17 protein-coding genes are annotated in these 16283 nt (G+C 63.1%); 8 read left to right on the plus strand and 9 right to left on the minus strand.

Features of this window, described 5'->3' with window-relative positions; genetic code table 11:
* Nucleotides 1-5 precede the first annotated feature (5 nt).
* The gene (locus F3J17_RS14025) at nt 6-1358 is read left to right on the plus strand and encodes a patatin-like phospholipase family protein (RefSeq protein WP_240160974.1); all 1353 of its coding nucleotides are present in this window, start codon (nt 6-8) and stop codon (nt 1356-1358) included.
* A gap of 92 nt (nt 1359-1450) precedes the next feature.
* On the opposite strand, the gene F3J17_RS14030 is transcribed toward F3J17_RS14025, so the two are convergent.
* Entirely contained in the window at nt 1451-2650 is a 1200-nt protein-coding gene (locus F3J17_RS14030; RefSeq protein ID WP_167059194.1) for an amino acid aminotransferase, read from the minus strand.
* Between the two features lie 365 nt (nt 2651-3015).
* Between F3J17_RS14030 and uvrB the strand changes: the two genes are divergently transcribed.
* From uvrB to F3J17_RS14060, 6 genes are all read left to right on the plus strand, one after another.
* Nucleotides 3016-5097: an excinuclease ABC subunit UvrB gene (gene uvrB, locus F3J17_RS14035; RefSeq protein WP_167059197.1), complete on the plus strand. Its 2082-nt coding sequence runs from the start codon at nt 3016-3018 to the stop codon at nt 5095-5097.
* A gap of 346 nt (nt 5098-5443) precedes the next feature.
* Nucleotides 5444-5992: an iron transporter gene (locus F3J17_RS14040; RefSeq protein ID WP_167059200.1), complete on the plus strand. Its 549-nt coding sequence runs from the start codon at nt 5444-5446 to the stop codon at nt 5990-5992.
* A 98-nt stretch (nt 5993-6090) separates the two neighbouring features.
* Nucleotides 6091-6423, plus strand: coding sequence for a cupredoxin domain-containing protein (locus F3J17_RS14045; protein ID WP_167059203.1), 333 nt, complete (start codon nt 6091-6093; stop codon nt 6421-6423).
* Nucleotides 6424-6464: 41 nt separating this feature from the next.
* Nucleotides 6465-7310, plus strand: a complete 846-nt coding sequence (locus F3J17_RS14050; protein WP_167059206.1) for an FTR1 family protein — start codon at nt 6465-6467, stop codon at nt 7308-7310.
* 26 nt (nt 7311-7336) lie between these two features.
* Nucleotides 7337-8731, plus strand: coding sequence for a 4Fe-4S binding protein (locus tag F3J17_RS14055; protein WP_167059717.1), 1395 nt, complete (start codon nt 7337-7339; stop codon nt 8729-8731).
* A gap of 129 nt (nt 8732-8860) precedes the next feature.
* On the plus strand, nt 8861-9271 hold the full coding sequence (locus F3J17_RS14060; protein ID WP_167059209.1) for a heme-binding protein: 411 nt from the start codon (nt 8861-8863) through the stop codon (nt 9269-9271).
* A gap of 393 nt (nt 9272-9664) precedes the next feature.
* On the opposite strand, the gene F3J17_RS14065 is transcribed toward F3J17_RS14060, so the two are convergent.
* The 4 genes from F3J17_RS14065 to F3J17_RS14080 form a co-directional block, all read right to left on the minus strand.
* Nucleotides 9665-9928 carry a hemin uptake protein HemP gene (locus F3J17_RS14065; protein WP_167059212.1) on the minus strand — a complete coding sequence of 88 codons (264 nt, stop codon included), beginning with the start codon at nt 9926-9928 and terminating at the stop codon, nt 9665-9667.
* Nucleotides 9929-10122: 194 nt separating this feature from the next.
* On the minus strand, nt 10123-10608 hold the full coding sequence (locus tag F3J17_RS14070) for an SRPBCC family protein (RefSeq protein WP_167059215.1): 486 nt from the start codon (nt 10606-10608) through the stop codon (nt 10123-10125).
* A 35-nt stretch (nt 10609-10643) separates the two neighbouring features.
* On the minus strand, nt 10644-11054 hold the full coding sequence (locus F3J17_RS14075; protein ID WP_167059218.1) for an OsmC family protein: 411 nt from the start codon (nt 11052-11054) through the stop codon (nt 10644-10646).
* A gap of 130 nt (nt 11055-11184) precedes the next feature.
* Entirely contained in the window at nt 11185-12066 is an 882-nt protein-coding gene (locus tag F3J17_RS14080; protein ID WP_167059220.1) for a pirin family protein, read from the minus strand.
* Nucleotides 12067-12188: 122 nt separating this feature from the next.
* Between F3J17_RS14080 and F3J17_RS14085 the strand changes: the two genes are divergently transcribed.
* Entirely contained in the window at nt 12189-13217 is a 1029-nt protein-coding gene (locus F3J17_RS14085) for a LysR family transcriptional regulator (RefSeq protein WP_167059223.1), read from the plus strand.
* Between the two features lie 462 nt (nt 13218-13679).
* On the opposite strand, the gene F3J17_RS14090 is transcribed toward F3J17_RS14085, so the two are convergent.
* The 4 genes from F3J17_RS14090 to F3J17_RS14105 all read right to left on the minus strand — a co-directional run bounded on the left by F3J17_RS14090 (nt 13680) and on the right by F3J17_RS14105 (nt 16202).
* Nucleotides 13680-14099: a biopolymer transporter ExbD gene (locus tag F3J17_RS14090; protein WP_167059226.1), complete on the minus strand. Its 420-nt coding sequence runs from the start codon at nt 14097-14099 to the stop codon at nt 13680-13682.
* 18 nt (nt 14100-14117) lie between these two features.
* Complete coding sequence (locus tag F3J17_RS14095; RefSeq protein WP_167059229.1) at nt 14118-14861, minus strand: MotA/TolQ/ExbB proton channel family protein; 744 nt, start codon at nt 14859-14861, stop codon at nt 14118-14120.
* Nucleotides 14862-14947: 86 nt separating this feature from the next.
* A complete protein-coding gene (locus F3J17_RS14100) occupies nt 14948-15679 on the minus strand; it encodes an energy transducer TonB (RefSeq protein WP_167059232.1) in 732 nt (243 codons plus the stop codon).
* Nucleotides 15680-15941: 262 nt separating this feature from the next.
* Nucleotides 15942-16202: a (2Fe-2S)-binding protein gene (locus F3J17_RS14105; RefSeq protein ID WP_103706062.1), complete on the minus strand. Its 261-nt coding sequence runs from the start codon at nt 16200-16202 to the stop codon at nt 15942-15944.
* Between the last annotated feature and the right edge of the window lie 81 nt (nt 16203-16283).

Below are 16283 nucleotides of genomic sequence, written 5' to 3' on the forward strand. Positions count from 1 at the left end.
CGGTCATGGCGCAGCGCAAGAAAGGGCAGGTCGAAGGGCAGTTCCAATCGAGCGCGGTCGGCGAAGAGGCCGGCGCGCATACCGGGGCGGGTACGCAGCCGCCGCAGGCCAGCGACGAGCGGGCGCAACAAGAAGCACGGGACCAGGCACATCACGCGGCGCAAGCCCACGCGCGCACCTCGCGCTGCAGCAGCGACTCGGCGCAATGGGAAACCGTCGCGCTCACGCTGCAGGGTGGCGGCGCGCTGGGCGCGTATCAGGCGGGCGTCTACGAAGGCCTGTTCGAGGCCGGCGTGGCGCCCAACTGGATCGCGGGCATTTCGATTGGCGCGCTCAATACGGCGCTGATCGCGGGCAATGCGCCCGAGCATCGCGTGGCGCGCCTGCGCGAGTTCTGGGAGACGATCTGTCAGCCGGCCTGGAGTCCGCCGTTGCCGGCGTTTCTCGAACACGCGCTGTTCAACGCGGGCGACGCCATCCGCAAGACCTTCACGGCGTTCCAGGCGGCGGGTGCGGTAGTCGAAGGACAGAAGGGCTTTTTCACGCCGCGCTTTCCGCCGCCGCTGCCCAATGCGTCGGGGCAGCCCGGCAAGGCGAGCTATTACGACACCACGCCGCTCAAGGCCACGCTCGAACGCCTTTGCGATTTCGACCGCATCAATTCGGGCGAGGTGCGCGTCTCGCTGGGCGCGGTGAACGTGGGCACGGGCAACTTCGTGTACTTCGACAACACCACCACGAAGCTGCGTCCCGAGCATTTCATCGCCTCGGGCGCACTGCCGCCGGGTTTCGCGGCGGTGGAGATCGACGGCGAGTATTACTGGGATGGCGGCCTGATGTCGAATACGCCGCTTTATGAGGTGATCCAGACCACGCCGCGGCGCGATACGCTCGCATTCCAGGTCGATCTGTGGAGCGCGCGCGGCCCGGTGCCCGACAACATCACCGACGTCCAGGGCCGCATGAAGGACATCCAGTATTCAAGCCGCACGCGTCTGGTGACCGACATGCTGCAACGCTCGCAGCGTTTCCGGCATGTGCTGCGCGAAGTGCTGGACCGCGTGGCGCCCGAGCATCGGCAGGACAAGTGGGTGGAGCTGGCGGACGAACTGTCGTGCTCGAAGAAGTACAACGTGATCCATCTGATCTATCGGCAGAAGGAGTACGAGGGGCATTTCAAGGACTTCCAGTTCGGCACCAGCACGATGCGCGAGCACTGGGCTAGCGGTCTACAGGATATTCGCGCGACGCTGGAGCAGCCTGGCTGGCTGGAAAAGCCGGAAAACGACTCGGGCTTTGTCACGCACGATATCCATCGCGATACGCGCGGTCCCGGCAAGGGGCCGCGCCAGGCCTAAAAAAGCCTGAGCGCCAAAGCAAAAGGCGTCCGTTCTCTCGAACGGACGCCTTTTTTATCGCTACGTCGGCGCCTGGCCGACGCGGTCGATAATTACTTCAGCACGGCAGCGACAGCCGATGCGACTGCATCCAGGTTGCGCGTGTTCAGCGCAGCCACGCAGATGCGGCCCGTGCTCACGGCGTAGATGCCGAACTCTTCGCGCAGGCGGTCGACTTGCGGCGCCGTCAGGCCCGAGTACGAGAACATGCCGCGTTGCACGTTGATGAAGCTGAAGTCGCGGTCGACGCCGGCTGCGCCCAGGCGCTCGACGAGGCCCGTACGCATCGTGCGGATGCGGTTGCGCATTTCGCCGAGTTCCGCTTCCCACATGGCGCGCAGGTCGGCCGAGCCGAGCACCGCTGCGACCACCGAGCCGCCGTGCGTCGGCGGGTTAGAGTAGTTGGTGCGGATCACGCGCTTGAGCTGCGAGAGCACGCGCGACGATTCTTCCTTGCTGGCCGTGAGGATCGACAGCGCGCCGACGCGTTCGCCGTACAGCGAGAACGACTTCGAGAACGACGACGACACGAACACGTTGAGTTCCGATGCCGCGAACAGACGCACGACTTCGCCGTCTTCGGCGATGCCGTCGCCAAAGCCCTGGTAAGCGATGTCGAGGAACGGCACGAGTTCACGCGCCTTCACGACTTCGATCACCTGCTTCCACTGGTCGATCGTGAGGTCGACGCCGGTCGGGTTGTGGCAGCACGCGTGCAGCACGACGACCGTGCCCGCTGCGTAGCCGTTGAGCGCCGAGAGCATCGCCTCGAAGTTCACGCCGTTGGTTTGCGCGTCGTAGTACGGGTAGGCGACCACTTCGAAGCCTGCGCTTTCGAACAGCGCACGGTGGTTTTCCCAGCTCGGATCGCTGATCGCGACCTTGGCGGCCGGGTTCACGCGCTTGAGGAAGTCGGCGCCGATCTTCAGTGCGCCCGTGCCGCCGATGGCTTGCGCCGTGACGACGCGGCCAGCCGCGATCAGCGGCGAGTCGTCGCCGAGCAGCAGCTTTTGCACAGCGGCGTCATAGGCGGCGATGCCTTCGATGGGCAGGTAGCCACGCGGCAGACCGGCTTCCACGCGGGCCTTTTCCGCTTCGCGCACCGCGCGCAGCAGCGGAATCTTGCCTTCTTCGTTGGTGTACACGCCCACGCCGAGGTTCACCTTGGTCGCGCGTGCATCGGCGTTATAGGCTTCGTTCAGACCCAGGATCGGGTCGCGGGGGGCGAGTTCGACAGCGGAAAAGAGGGACATGATGGTTCGGCAAAAGTGAAGGGAGAAGCTCGGTGGTCCGCGCGCCGCGGGTGGTGCTGAGGACTTCTGGGTGCGCCCCGAGATGCGAGGGAGCGCGGGGCGGCCGGCCACGCAACGCGCTATTGTAACGAATCCTCAAGCTGGTTTTTCGCCGACTGCGACGCCAGCGGGGCTTTTGTCCCCAGCTTTTCGCTATATCTAAATGCAAAAAGTCCGTAGTTGGACTCTTGCAGCAACGGGCTGATCGCCCCATCTCGATAAGACGCAGCGGCCTCCCGGCCCCCCGCCGCACCGAAAGGCGCCTCGCGCCCGCCCGGTGGCGAAACGCTAGAATGTTTGTTTGCTCCGCGCACAGGATGTCATCCATGTCCGACCACACCGTCGCCGACGCGCCCGCGCTCGACGAGTCGAAGTTCGTCCACTACGACGGCTCGCCGTTCCAGCTTTACCAGCCGTATCTGCCGGCCGGCGACCAGCCGACCGCAATCGAGACGCTCGTCGAGGGCGTGGAAGACGGTTTGTCGTTCCAGACGCTGCTGGGCGTGACGGGTTCGGGCAAGACCTTCACGATGGCCAACACCATCGCGCGGCTGGGCCGCCCGGCCATCGTGTTCGCGCCGAACAAGACGCTGGCCGCGCAGCTTTACGCCGAATTCCGCGAATTCTTCCCGCGCAATGCCGTCGAGTACTTCGTTTCGTACTACGACTACTACCAGCCGGAAGCGTACGTGCCGCAGCGCGATCTGTTCATCGAGAAAGATTCGTCGATCAACGAGCACATCGAGCAGATGCGGCTGTCGGCCACCAAGAGCCTGATGGAGCGCCGCGACGTGGTGATCGTGGCGACCGTTTCGGCGATCTACGGTATCGGCAATCCGTCCGAGTATCACCAGATGATTCTGACGCTGCGTCAGGGCGACAAGCTCGGCCAGCGCGACATCATCGCGCGCCTGATTGCGATGCAGTACAACCGCAACGAGCAGGATTTCCAGCGCGGCACCTTCCGCGTGCGCGGCGACACCATCGACATTTTCCCGGCCGAGCACGCCGAAATGGCCGTGCGCGTCGAGCTGTTCGACGACGAGGTGGAAACGCTGCAACTGTTTGATCCGCTCACGGGCCGCGTGCGCCAGAAGATTCCGCGCTTCACGGTTTATCCGTCGTCGCACTATGTGACGCCGCGCGAAACGGTGCTGCGCGCAGTGGAAACCATCAAGACCGAATTGCGCGACCGGCTGGAGTTTTTCCATTCCGAAGGCAAGCTGGTGGAGGCGCAACGGCTGGAGCAGCGCACCCGCTTCGACCTGGAAATGCTCGCTGAACTGGGCTTCTGCAAGGGCATCGAGAACTATTCGCGGCACTTTTCGGGCGCGCTGCCGGGCGAGCCGCCGCCGACGCTGGTCGACTACCTGCCTAGCGACGCGATGATGTTCCTCGACGAATCGCACGTGCTGATCGGCCAGTTCAACGGCATGTATAACGGCGACCGCGCGCGTAAGGAAAATCTGGTCGATTACGGCTTCCGGCTGCCTTCGGCGCTCGATAACCGGCCGCTCAAGTTCAATGAGTTCGAGCGCAAGATGCGCCAGGTGGTGTTTGTCTCCGCCACGCCCGCCGACTACGAGAAAAAGGTGACGGGCCAGATCGCCGAGCAGGTGGTGCGCCCGACGGGTCTGGTCGACCCGACCATCGAGGTGCGCCCGGCGTCGACGCAGGTGGACGACGTGCTCGGTGAAATCAACGCGCGTGTGGAAGTGGGCGAGCGCGTGCTGGTGACGACGCTCACCAAACGCATGGCCGAACAGCTCACCGAGTTCCTCGCCGATCACGGCGTGAAGGTGCGCTATCTGCATAGCGATATCGACACGGTCGAGCGCGTGGAGATCATCCGCGATCTGCGTCTGGGCACCTTCGACGTGCTGGTGGGCATCAACCTGCTGCGCGAAGGTCTGGATATTCCCGAAGTCTCGCTGGTGGCGATTCTCGATTCGGACAAGGAAGGCTTCCTGCGCGCCGAGCGCTCGCTGATCCAGACCATCGGACGCGCCGCGCGTAACGTGAACGGCAAGGCGATCCTGTACGGCGACCGCATCACGGATTCGATGCGCCGTGCCATCGACGAAACCGAGCGCCGCCGCGCCAAGCAGATGGCCTTCAACGAGGAGCACGGCATCGTGCCGCGCGGCGTGGTCAAGCGCATCAAGGACATCATCGACGGCGTCTACAACGTCGACGATGCGCGCGCCGAACTGCGCGAGGAGCAGGAGCGCGCGCGCTTCGAGGATATGTCCGAGAAGCAGATCGCCAAGGAAATCAAGAAGCTCGAAAAGCAGATGATGGACTACGCGAAGAACCTCGAATTCGAAAAGGCCGCGCAGACGCGCGACCAGCTGGCGACGCTGCGTCAGCGCGTGTTCGGGGCCAACGTGGGCGATCATCCGGTCTGATACTCCGGCCTGATGGTCGATAGGCATCAGCGACGCAAAGCAGGGCGCGCGGTTTATCACCGTCTGCGCCCTTTTTTATTTCCAACGTTGCTGGCGCAGTCGCGCGATCTTTCTATTCAGCACGCACTGAAAAATATTCGATAGCCTGCCGTAAGCCGCTGTTAACCTGGCGCTGCTAAAACCCTGCTGCAAAGGGGTTTTCCTTTCATGTCAATTTGTTCCCCATCGGCTTCAGTGTTAAACTTCGCCATTATTGAGAATTGTTCGCATTAACATTTTCAGGTTGATGTGCTTCGATACACTCGATCATTCGGTTGTACCTCTCATAAAAAAATCAGGAGTTTCGATGCGGATCCAAACTTTCGTGCGCGGCGCTGCCGTCATCGCGGCTGCGGCTGCGGCCTTCTCGGTCCAGGCGGCTGAGTACCCGATCGGCAAGCAGCAGATCCAGGGTGGCATGGAAATCGGCGCGGTCTATCTGCAGCCGATCACCATGGAACCGGAAGGCATGATGCGCAAGGCGTCGGATTCCGACATCCACCTGGAAACGGATATCCACGCGGTCAAGAACAACCCGACCGGTTTCGCGGAAGGCGACTGGATGCCGTACCTGCAGGTGCACTACGAGCTGACCAAGCCGGGTTCGAGCTACGTGCAAAAGGGCGACCTGATGCCGATGGTCGCTAACGACGGTCCGCACTATGGCGACAACGTCAAGCTGGCAGGCCCGGGCAAGTATCACCTCAAGATGATCGTCGAGGCGCCGATGCAGATGGGCCACAACGCGTTCGGCCGTCACGTCGACAAGGAAACCGGCGTGGGCCCGTGGTTCAAGCCCATCACGCTCGAATACGATTTCCCGTTCGCGGGCATCGGCAAGAAGGGCGGCTACTAAGCCGGCTGAATAAGCGCGCTGCGCGAGCCTGAGGCCGCGCGGCGCGTGTGGTTGCACCAGACGTGCATCAAGCGAACACCAGGAAGCGGATAAGACAGATGACTGGATTGCGGAAGTTTGCGGTGCTGTTGGCGATGTCGTGTGCGGCAGCGCTCGCGCACGCCGAGGATCTGCCGACGTTCAAGCTCGAAATGACGGACGGCAAGCTCAATCCCGCGCGCATCGAAGTGCCGGCGGGCAAGCGCGTCAAGATCGAGGTGCGCAACACCGGCAAGGGCGCGGCGGAGTTCGAGAGCGTGCAGCTGCGCAAGGAAAAAGTGCTGGCGCCGGGCGCGGATTCGTTCGTGGTGATCGCGCCGCTCGATCCGGGCGAGTACAAGTTTTTCGACGATTTCCACCAGCAGGCGCAGGGCGTGATCGTCGCGAAGTAAAAAAACGCGGCCGGCGGATGCCCGGCGGCAGGAGGTGTGGAATGGGTCAGGTATTGTTCATCGTCTGGCGCGAGAGCGTGGAAGCGCTGCTCGTGGTCGGTATTCTGTATGCGTGGCTGAAGAACGGCGACGCCAACGCGCGTCGCGGTCTGCCGTATCTGTGGGCGGGCGTGGGGCTGGGCATTCTGTCGGCGTGCGCGCTGGGCGCGGCGCTGGTCGGCTTTACGGAAGTGCTGTCGGGTGACGCCCAGGACTACTTCCAGACCGCCATGGTGCTGGTGGCCTGCGTGCTGATCGTGCAGATGGTGCTGTGGATGAAGCAGCATGGCCGCACGCTCAAGCGCGAGATGGAAGAGTCGCTGGAAAAGACCACGCGCGATGCCAACTGGTGGGGCATCACGGTGCTGGTGGCGCTGGCCATCGCTCGTGAAGGCAGCGAGACGGTGATCTTCCTGTACGGCCTTGGTTTCGGCCAGTCGGGCCATGTCGATGCGAGCCAGTACGTGGCCGTGCTGCTGGGCCTGGGCCTTGCGTTCCTGACGTTCTATTTCCTGCAGCTGGGCGGCAAGGTGTTCTCGTGGCGCCTCTTTTTCCGCGTCACCGAAATCATGCTGCTGTTCCTCGGCGCGGGTCTGTTCCAGACCGGCGTGGACAAGCTGATCGACAAGGAAATCCTGCCGACCATCGTCGACCAGGTGTGGAATTCGTCGGCGATCCTCGACGATTCGAGCACCTTTGGTTCGCTGGTGGCGACGCTCACGGGTTATCGCGCCCACCCGGCGCTGATGAACCTGATCGCTTACGCGGTCTACTGGCTGGTGGTGTGGTTCCTCGCGCGCCGCGCGAGCGGACGTCACGCCGCCGTGGCGAAGAGGAAGGCAGCATGAGTTGTGCATCGGCCCAGCCGCCCGGGATGCGGCGGCAGGGCAGGCTGGCCCAGGCGGGCCAATGGATGCAACGGCACGGCGCGATCATTCGCGGCGTGCAGTGGGTCGTGGTCGCGGTCTATGCGTTCCTGATTCTGGTGCCCGCGGTCATGCCGCTGCCCGACGACACCTCGCACCTCTGGAACAACCTGACGCTCGCCGCGCAGTTCGTGTTCTGGGGCATCTGGTGGCCGTTCGTGCTGCTTTCGATGGTGATGCTCGGGCGCGTGTGGTGCGGCGTGCTCTGCCCCGAAGGCGCGCTCACCGAATTCGCCAGCAAGTTCGGGCGCGGCTGGGCGATTCCGCGCTGGATGCGCTGGGGTGGCTGGCCATTCGTGGCCTTTGGCCTCACCACCATCTACGGCCAGATGGTGAGCGTCTACCAATATCCCAAGGCGGTGTTGCTGGTGCTGGGCGGATCGACGCTCGGTGCGATGGTGATCGGTTTCCTGTACGGGCGCGAGAAACGCGTCTGGTGTAAATATCTCTGCCCCGTGAACGGGGTTTTTGCGCTTCTGGCGCGTCTCGCGCCGTTCCGTTTCAAGGTCGACGAAGACGCGTGGCGCAACTCGTACACGCATGGCGAGCACGGCGGACATCGCGTGATTCCCGTCAATTGTGCGCCGCTGGTGCCGCTGCGCAATATGAAGGGCGCCGCGCAATGCCATATGTGCGGCCGTTGCAGCGGTCACCGCGATGCGATTGCGCTGACGTGGCGCTCGCCCGCCGAAGAAGTGGTCGAACTGGGCGACAGCCAGGCCAACGGCTGGGATACCGCGCTGATTCTGTACGGACTGCTTGGCATTGCCATCGGCGCGTTCCATTGGACCGGGTCGCCGTGGTTTATCGGCATGAAGCAATGGCTGGCGGGCTGGTTGATCGACCGCGATATCACCTGGCCGCTCGACACCAATGCGCCGTGGTTCCTGCTCACGCATTATCCCGAGCAGAACGACGTGTTCTCGTGGCTCGATGGCACGATGATCGTTGGCTATATCGTCGCGACGGGGCTGGTTTACGGCACGGCGCTGTTCGCGATTCTCGCGGCGTCGACGGCCACGCTTGGGCGCTTCGAAATGCGCCGTCTGCATCACTTCGCGCAATCGCTGATTCCGCTGGCGGGCGCGGGCGTGTTCCTCGGTTTGTCGGCGACGACGCTCTCGCTGCTGCGCGCCGAACACGTGCCGCTCGACTGGGCCACGGAAGTGCGCATCGCGATTCTCGTCATCACGAATCTGTGGAGCGCGTGGCTGGCGTGGCGCGTGACGGGACGCTATAGCACGCGCTTCTGGCAGCGCGCGCTGGCGATGGTGGGCTTTGCGCTCGCGCTCGCCGTGGTGGATAGCGCGTGGTGGCTCATGTTCTGGGGCTGGACGCGCTGAGCATTTTTCCTGCGCCGCTGATATAGGCGGTATACGCCGCATTGGGGCGTCGCGGCCCAGGTGTGGGTGCTACTCTCAAGAAACCGGGTTGACGTTCGTCGCCCGGTTTTTGACTTTCTGGAGACACCCATGCGAACGCGAGCAGTACTGACCGACGAAGATGTGATCCGCGTAGCCGACGCAGCCGTCGCGCACGCCCGCGCGAAAGAATGGAACGTGACGATTGCGATCGTCGACGATGGCGGCCATCTGCTGTATCTCCGCCGCCTCGACGGCGCGCCGCCCATCAGCGCCGAGATGGCGCCCGGCAAGGCGCGCACCGCTGCGCTGGGACGTCGCGAAAGCAAGGTGTACGAAGAAGCGATCCGCCAGGGCCGCACGGCGTTCCTGAGCGCACCGCTCACGGCGATGCTCGAAGGCGGTGTGCCCATCGTCGTGAAGGGGGATGTGATCGGCGCGGTCGGCGTGTCGGGCGTGAAATCCGAGCAGGACGCGATGATCGCGCAGGCCGGCATTGCAGCGCTTGGTGGGCTCGATTAACCGCTTCGATTCACGAAAGGGTTTACGAGGAGGGGGAGGTCGCGGTTATAATCGCGCCTCGGTATCGCTGATTCACATGCGCATAGACGCGTTGAATCACATAAATGCGAACCGCCGCTGCCTTCCCCATGCAGCAAAAGCAACGACCTTGAAAAGCAAAAGCCGCGGACTGTGCCGCGGCTCTCGCCAGGACGGCTACGCTTCGCGCGCCGCTCCCGATGTTACAGGTGAGAACAAAAAAATGGCTTGGCTTGCTGTGACGGCCGGCTTGAAGCTTGAAGGATGTGTGCACGAAGGGGTCTAGATCTCGCGTGCAAGCCGTCGTTGCTGGCTACTGCCCAACGCCTCTCGATGGAGGCGGTCCCCACAATACTCGGTACTACTGCTCGAACCTCACTTGGTGAGAATCAGCTTGCCCAATCGCGTGGCGCGCAGCTGATATGTCTCGCCGTTGTGCAGGATGCTCACGTGGCTGCGGCCTTGAAGCAGGGCCGTGCTGTCCAGCGAGCGCTCGCTGCTTGCGGGCGTGCTGCTTGCCGTTTCGGTGCTGGTACGCGTGACAGCGGCGGGTGCGATGGCCTTCGGGGCTCGCGAGCCGGTCAACGCGGAGCCCGAGCGGCGCAGGCTAAGTGTTGCTGAGCGGTTGAATTCAGTCATGAACGTGACGGTCTGTCTGTGTCTCGATTCGATGAGTGAATTCTAAATGATAATTGTTCTTATTTTCAATTGCGATAAATTCATCGGAATCGGCAAGCGATAGCTTTATGCCGATTGCACGCGCATATCCCTGAAAAAACAACGCCCGGCGCGAGGCCGGGCGTGCTGGTGCGATCAACCAGGGGGAAAAAAATTCAGTGCAGCGGTGCTTCCGGCTCGCCCGGACCCTGCACGAACTGGCGGATCAGACGCACGGTGTCGATGTCCGATTCGCGATAGGCCGATTTCACGATCTCCGAGGTCTCGTGCTCCTCGCCGGAATCGGCGGTCGGCAGGGTGGTGCTGTATTCGAAGCGCAGAAATAGCTGCTGCGCGTCCGGCTCCTCGATCGTCATGGTGAGCGAGCCGCCTACATACTCGGCGGTCGCCATGATGTCGTAGCGCACGCTCTGGTTGACGTTGAGCGTGACGCGGTCGCGCACGGTGGCGTGACCGTAATGCAGTTCGCGCTCAAGCGTTGCACCTTCGCGCGTGAGGATCGTGCAGCTGTCGAGGCCGAGCACGAAAAGCTGCGGCTGTTCGGCGCGCAGCACGAGGCCCTCCCAGAGCTGCTCGCGCGTCATCGGCTGCACGAGCGGATTCGTCGGGTCGTTGATCTGGATGAGGTGTTCGAAATTCAAGGCGACGGCTTCCTGTGATGTCCGTCCACGTGCTTTCAGGCGGCGACGAGGCCCGAGCGGATGTGGATCGTGTTCGTGAGGACCTTGTGGACCGGGCAGGCATTGGCGATCTGCAGCAGACGCTCGCGCTGCTCGTCCGAAAGCGGGCCTTCGAGGGCGATCTGACGATCGATCGTGGTGCCTTCGCTGCCGGTTTGCATCGAGAGCTTCACGCGCACACCTTCCAGCGGCCACTCTTTGCGCTGCGCATACATCTTCAGCGTGATCGACGTGCAGGCGCCGAGGCTCGACAGCAGCAGCGAAAACGGCGATGGGCCGCGATCGCCGCCACCGAGCGAGGCCGGTTCGTCGGCGATCCACGTGTGAGTGCCATCGTCGAACTGGACCTGATAGTTCGTCGAGCCAATATGAGCGGTGACGTAAGGAGTAACTTCCGGTTCGGACATGCGCGCCTCGCGGACGGAACGGTTGAATGGAATCCGCCGCACACTGGACGCGAGGCCCGGTGCGCGACGTGTAAAACCTTATTGTGACAAAAAGCGGCGCAGGCTGTGGGTTAGCGTCGGCTCGCGCGCCTCAGTGCGAGATCCGCCCCATGCGTCCGGCCTGATAGTCCAGCACGGCCTGGCGGATCTCGTGTTCGGTGTTCATCACGAACGGGCCGTAGCGCACCACTGGCTCGTTGAGCGGCAGCCCGCCGATCAACAGCACTTCCACCGGTTCGGTCGCATCGGCGGGCGCGGCGATCGTCACGGTTTCGCCGTCGCCGGCAAACGCCACCATCTGCTGCGCGCCGATGGCCTCGCCCTCAGAGCCATAGCGGGCCGTACCCGCAATACCGTACGCAAACACATTCCACGCCGACGGCACCTGCTGCTCCACCCGCGCGCCGGGCGCGAGCGTGAAGTGCAGATACAGGATGGGCGTGCGCGTTTCGATGGCCGCCTTCGCGCCCAGCGATTCGCCCGCGATCACCTTGACCGTGGCGAGACCATCGGCCGAACGTCCTTGCGGAATGCCCGCGTGCGGCATCTCCTGGTAACGCGGCGCGATCATCTTGTCCGTCGCGGGCAGATTCACCCACAGCTGAAGACCGTGCATGCGGCCGCCGGTGCGCGTGAATTCGGGGTCAGGCATTTCGCTATGGATGACGCCGGCACCGGCGGTCATCCACTGCACGTCGCCGGGATTGAGCGTGCCCGAATGGCCCGCCGAATCCTTGTGGCCGAAGCGGCCCGCAAGCATGTACGTAACGGTTTCGAAGCCGCGATGCGGGTGATCGGGCGCGCCTTTGGCCGCGCCGGGCGCGTAGTCGATGGGGCCCATCTCATCGAGCAGCAGGAACGGATCGAAATCCATCAGCTGACGGGTGGGGAAGGGGCGATGGACGACGAACCCACCGCCCTCGGTAGTGCGAACGGCGGGAAAAACGTGGGCGATCGAGCGGACGGCCGGCATGGATATCACCTCGGAAAAATGGGAATTGCGCGATATGCGAAACAAACCGCTATTATAGGTAGCCGATTTGGCCTGTTTGACCGCCTGATCGCAATGGATTGTCCCATCGCTGGAACGACGACATGAAAATCGATTCGCACAACCTGAACGACCTGATGTACTTTTCGCAGGTCGTGGAACACGGCGGATTCTCGGCGGCCGAGCGCGTGCTTGGCATTTCCAAGTCGCGGCTGTCGCGCCGAGTGAGCGAGCTGGAGGCGTCGCTGGGCGTGCGCCTGCTGCAGCGCTCCACGCGCAAGCTCGCGCTCACCGAGGCAGGCGAGCTGTTCTACCAGCACTGCCGCGGGATGCTCGCGGAGGCGCAGGCTGCCGTGAACGTGGTGCAGTCGCTGCGCTCGTCGCCACGCGGCACGGTGCGCGTGAGCGTGCCGGTCACGCTCTCGCAGACCATCTTTTCGCAGATCATTCCCGAATTCATGCATCGCTACCCCGAAGTGCGGGTGGTGATGCGCGTGACCAATCGCGTGATCGACTTGTTCGAGGATTCGGTGGATATTGCGCTGCGGGTGCGTTCCGAGCCGCCGCAGAACGCCAATATCGTGGTGCGCCCGCTATGGCGCACGGAACAGATGCTGGTGGGTGCGCCCAGCCTGCTCGCGCAGAACGCGCCGCCGCTTACACCCGACGATCTGGCGCGTTTCGAGACGCTCGATACGCCCACGGGCGACGGGCGACACGTATTCCACCTGATCGCGCCGGACGGCACGCGCCATTCGCACGAACACGAGCCGCGCCTCATCAGCGCCGATCTCACCACGATCCGCGAAGCCGCGCTGCAAGGGCTGGGGATCGCCGCCATGCCGGAGATGATGTACGGCGCTGCGCTGCGCTCGGGCAAGCTCTCGCCGGTGATGCCGGGCTGGACGCTGCCGGTGCCGCAGCTTTATGCGGTATTCCTCTCGCGCCAGGGCATGGTTCCCGCCGTACGCGCATTCGTCGATTACCTCGTGGAAGTGCTGGATGCAGACAAAAACCTGCATCAGGAATGCCCGCTCAAAAGCGATATCGACGCGCTGATCGCAAAGAACGGTATCGAAGCGAAGCAGACGGCGCTGCGCACGAAAGCTGCCAGCAATATCGAAACGGCTTGAGCGCCGCAGGCTTGCGAACCTGCACGCGCGTGCGCTTGTATGAAGACTTTTTATACTTGTGCGACGTGTTTGCTTTTTGGCATTTAAGCGCGGCCGGCAATCGTTACTTTCAATGGCCGAAGTCTTGTAGCGGGGCAGCGAGAGGCATATATTGAAGTCCTCTCGCCAAGCACCGGTCTTGTGCGGGAATTGATGGCCGCTATCATAGCGAGCCTTCAGGGCCGAAAGCGCAGTCCGTGTCGACCACGGCAGTCGCATGTGCCGACGTGAACCGAGCGATTGTCGGGGAGTGTCGCCACCGCCCGAATGCGCCGCGTGCGCTCGAAAAAAGGCCTTCATCCGACGATGAAGGCCTTTTACTTTGCGCGTCGATAATTCGGCATCCGAATGAATGGCGCGCAAAAGAAAACGCGCGACACAACGTGCCGCGCGTTCCATGTGTTGCTTAAAGCAAAGCGTGTCTTACTTGTGCGCCGGATCGGTCACAAAGCCAAGCTTGGTGAGGCCGCCGCTCTGCGCAGCCGACATCACCTGCGCCACCTTCTCGTACTGAACCTTGCGGTCCGCGTTCAGGTGCAGTTCCGGCTGCGGTTCCTGCTGGGCGGCCGCCGCGATCTTCGCGGTGAGCTGCTCGTCGGTCACGGCATTGCCGTCCCACAGCACCGAACCGTCCGCTTCGATCGACACATTGATCTGCGCGGGCTTGGTGTCTTCCTTCTGGCTGCTCGCATGCGGCAGGTCGATTTTCACGGCGTGACGGATCACGGGGATCGTCACCATGAAAACGATCAGGAGAACCAACATGACGTCGACGAGCGGCGTCATGTTGATTTCATTCATGAGGCCATCGTCATCGTCGCTGGCAAAAGGGCTCATCGCCATGTTGCTTGTCTCCGCGAATTAATGGCTGCGTGCGGCGACGCGCAGGTTGCCGGCGTTACCGCCGTTGCCACCCTTGGACGTCGACGACAGACGTGCGCCCGTCACGAAGAAGGCGTGCAGGCCGTGCGCGAAGCGGTTGAGCTTCGTCACGATGGCCTTGTTGGAGCGCGTGAGCGCGTTGTAGCCGAGCACCGCCGGAATCGCCACGAACAGACCGAAGGCCGTCATGATGAGCGCTTCGCCGACCGGACCCGCGACCGCGTCGATCGAGGTCTGGCCTGATGCGCCAATCGCGAGCAGGGCGTGATAGATGCCCCACACCGTACCGAACAGGCCGACGAACGGCGCGGTCGAACCGATCGACGCGAGGATCGCGAGACCCGATTGCATCTTCGCAACCGACTCGTCCATCGTGTCCTTCAGGCAGCGCGTGACCCAGTCCGACACGTCCATGCGGTCATGCAGATGCGGTTGCGTCTGGTGATGGTGATCGGCGGCTTCCTGGCCCGAAAGCGCGAGGGCGAGGAACGGATTGTCTTCGCGCGTGCCGCTGCCGAGCTTCTTCACGCCATCGGCGAGATCGTCCGAATGCCAGAACTGCTGTTCGGCGTTCTTCGTGAGGCGCTTGAGGCGCGCCACGTTCCAGCCCTTCACGACGATCACGCACCACGACAGCACCGACATGATGAACAGTGCCAGCGCGATGCCGCGCGTCACGAAATCCCCTTGCGCCCAGACGTGGGCGATACCGTAGTTCTGCATGCTTTTTCCTTTAATTCAATTCATCAAAACAGTGTGATTCTCATTCAGACGCGCTGCGCTGGCAGCGCGACCGACAGCCGCGCGCATCAATCGTGCAGGCTGAAATCGAACGGTTGCGTGTAAGCGGCGCGCACCGGCTGGCCGTCCTCCAGGTACGGCTTGCAGGAACTGCTGCGCATGGCGTCCATCGCGGCGTCATCGAGGCGGCTGTAGCCGCTGGACTTACGCAGCTCGATGTTTTCGATCTTGCCGGTGAGGCCCACCACGAAGTGCACCATCGCCGTGCCGGTCTCGCCGCGGCGCTTCGAGAGCGTCGGGTAATCCGGTTCGACGATGCGGCAATCGAGGTGCGAGACATTCTTGGGCGCGGATAGCGCCATCACGGGCTTGGCCGGCGCGGGTGCGGCCGCTTGTGGCGGCGGTGCGGCGGGCGCGGGCGGCGAAGGATCGGCCGGTGCGGGCGTTTCGATTGCGTGCTGCGACGGCGCGGCGGCGACGGGCAGCGGCGGCGTGGGCGTCGGCTTCACCTTCGGCTGGGCCTTGGGCTTTTCGCGCTTGATGGGCACCGGCTTGGGCGGCGGCGGGGTCGGCGTGGACTGGATCGCGGCCGGCGCGGCGACTGGCTCGGGCTTGAGCAGTTCGGCCGTGATGGCTTGCGATTGGAGTGCGATGGGCTGCGCGTCGTCGTGATGCGTGAGCACGACGGCGATGAGCGCGACGTGCAGCGCAAGAACGATCGCCGTCGCGGTTACGACACGGCGATTCGTGCGTAAGGCGGGGAAGGTCAGCGCGTTGGCGGTGGTTTGAGAAGCCTGCATGTTAGCGTGGCCGCCCTGTATTCGACGGCGCAAAAGGCAGACAACGCGTCGCTACGGGCAGCTTTATGGGCGAAAGATCAACAGCGAGATGCACACGGTGGTCACAAATCCGATCAGCAATTCCATCCCGTCCTCCAGAAAAGGGTGCGAGCGGTAGCTGGCTGGTCGTGAAACTGGCTTGCTGTCGGCGATAAAGCGCTCGGTTATCTGAGCGTTGTTGCGGTGCGCGTCTCAGCAGGCTTGAGGCGCGCGCCACGGGAAATCAGGCGGCCTTGCGCTCGTAGAACGTCAGGGGTACGACGTGCGGTACGGCCACAACCGGGTGAGCGTGGTGATGCGTTACGCCACAACGGCTTGCACAAACACCGCTTTGCGCCATCACGTCGCGAACAGATTCTTCGCACTTGCCGCAGCAGGTCGCCACGCCGAGCTCGAATTGCAGCTCGTCGAAAGAGTCCATGCCCTCAGCAATCGAGGCACGGATCGTACGGTCGGAGACGGACTTGCACACACAGACAATCATGATGGAGCGCAATAGAGAGAGTTAATGCGAATTATTATCATTATGTTTGGCTCGTTTGGCAAGCACCTGGAACACATGCAG

This window comes from Burkholderia sp. Ax-1719 (genome assembly GCF_011753055.1).
In the GTDB taxonomy this organism is placed as follows: domain Bacteria; phylum Pseudomonadota; class Gammaproteobacteria; order Burkholderiales; family Burkholderiaceae; genus Paraburkholderia.

What these genes read in the sequence shown, in the direction of transcription:
- F3J17_RS14025 (WP_240160974.1), top strand. Translation starts at nt 6, where the DNA reads ATGGCGCAGCGCAAGAAAGGGCAGGTCGAAGGGCAGTTCCAATCGAGC.
- F3J17_RS14030 (WP_167059194.1), bottom strand. Translation starts at nt 2,650, where the DNA reads ATGTCCCTCTTTTCCGCTGTCGAACTCGCCCCCCGCGACCCGATCCTG.
- uvrB (WP_167059197.1), top strand. Translation starts at nt 3,016, where the DNA reads ATGTCCGACCACACCGTCGCCGACGCGCCCGCGCTCGACGAGTCGAAG.
- F3J17_RS14040 (WP_167059200.1), top strand. Translation starts at nt 5,444, where the DNA reads ATGCGGATCCAAACTTTCGTGCGCGGCGCTGCCGTCATCGCGGCTGCG.
- F3J17_RS14045 (WP_167059203.1), top strand. Translation starts at nt 6,091, where the DNA reads ATGACTGGATTGCGGAAGTTTGCGGTGCTGTTGGCGATGTCGTGTGCG.
- F3J17_RS14050 (WP_167059206.1), top strand. Translation starts at nt 6,465, where the DNA reads ATGGGTCAGGTATTGTTCATCGTCTGGCGCGAGAGCGTGGAAGCGCTG.
- F3J17_RS14055 (WP_167059717.1), top strand. Translation starts at nt 7,337, where the DNA reads ATGCGGCGGCAGGGCAGGCTGGCCCAGGCGGGCCAATGGATGCAACGG.
- F3J17_RS14060 (WP_167059209.1), top strand. Translation starts at nt 8,861, where the DNA reads ATGCGAACGCGAGCAGTACTGACCGACGAAGATGTGATCCGCGTAGCC.
- F3J17_RS14065 (WP_167059212.1), bottom strand. Translation starts at nt 9,928, where the DNA reads ATGACTGAATTCAACCGCTCAGCAACACTTAGCCTGCGCCGCTCGGGC.
- F3J17_RS14075 (WP_167059218.1), bottom strand. Translation starts at nt 11,054, where the DNA reads ATGTCCGAACCGGAAGTTACTCCTTACGTCACCGCTCATATTGGCTCG.
- F3J17_RS14080 (WP_167059220.1), bottom strand. Translation starts at nt 12,066, where the DNA reads ATGCCGGCCGTCCGCTCGATCGCCCACGTTTTTCCCGCCGTTCGCACT.
- F3J17_RS14085 (WP_167059223.1), top strand. Translation starts at nt 12,189, where the DNA reads ATGAAAATCGATTCGCACAACCTGAACGACCTGATGTACTTTTCGCAG.
- F3J17_RS14090 (WP_167059226.1), bottom strand. Translation starts at nt 14,099, where the DNA reads ATGGCGATGAGCCCTTTTGCCAGCGACGATGACGATGGCCTCATGAAT.
- F3J17_RS14095 (WP_167059229.1), bottom strand. Translation starts at nt 14,861, where the DNA reads ATGCAGAACTACGGTATCGCCCACGTCTGGGCGCAAGGGGATTTCGTG.
- F3J17_RS14100 (WP_167059232.1), bottom strand. Translation starts at nt 15,679, where the DNA reads ATGCAGGCTTCTCAAACCACCGCCAACGCGCTGACCTTCCCCGCCTTA.
- F3J17_RS14105 (WP_103706062.1), bottom strand. Translation starts at nt 16,202, where the DNA reads ATGATTGTCTGTGTGTGCAAGTCCGTCTCCGACCGTACGATCCGTGCC.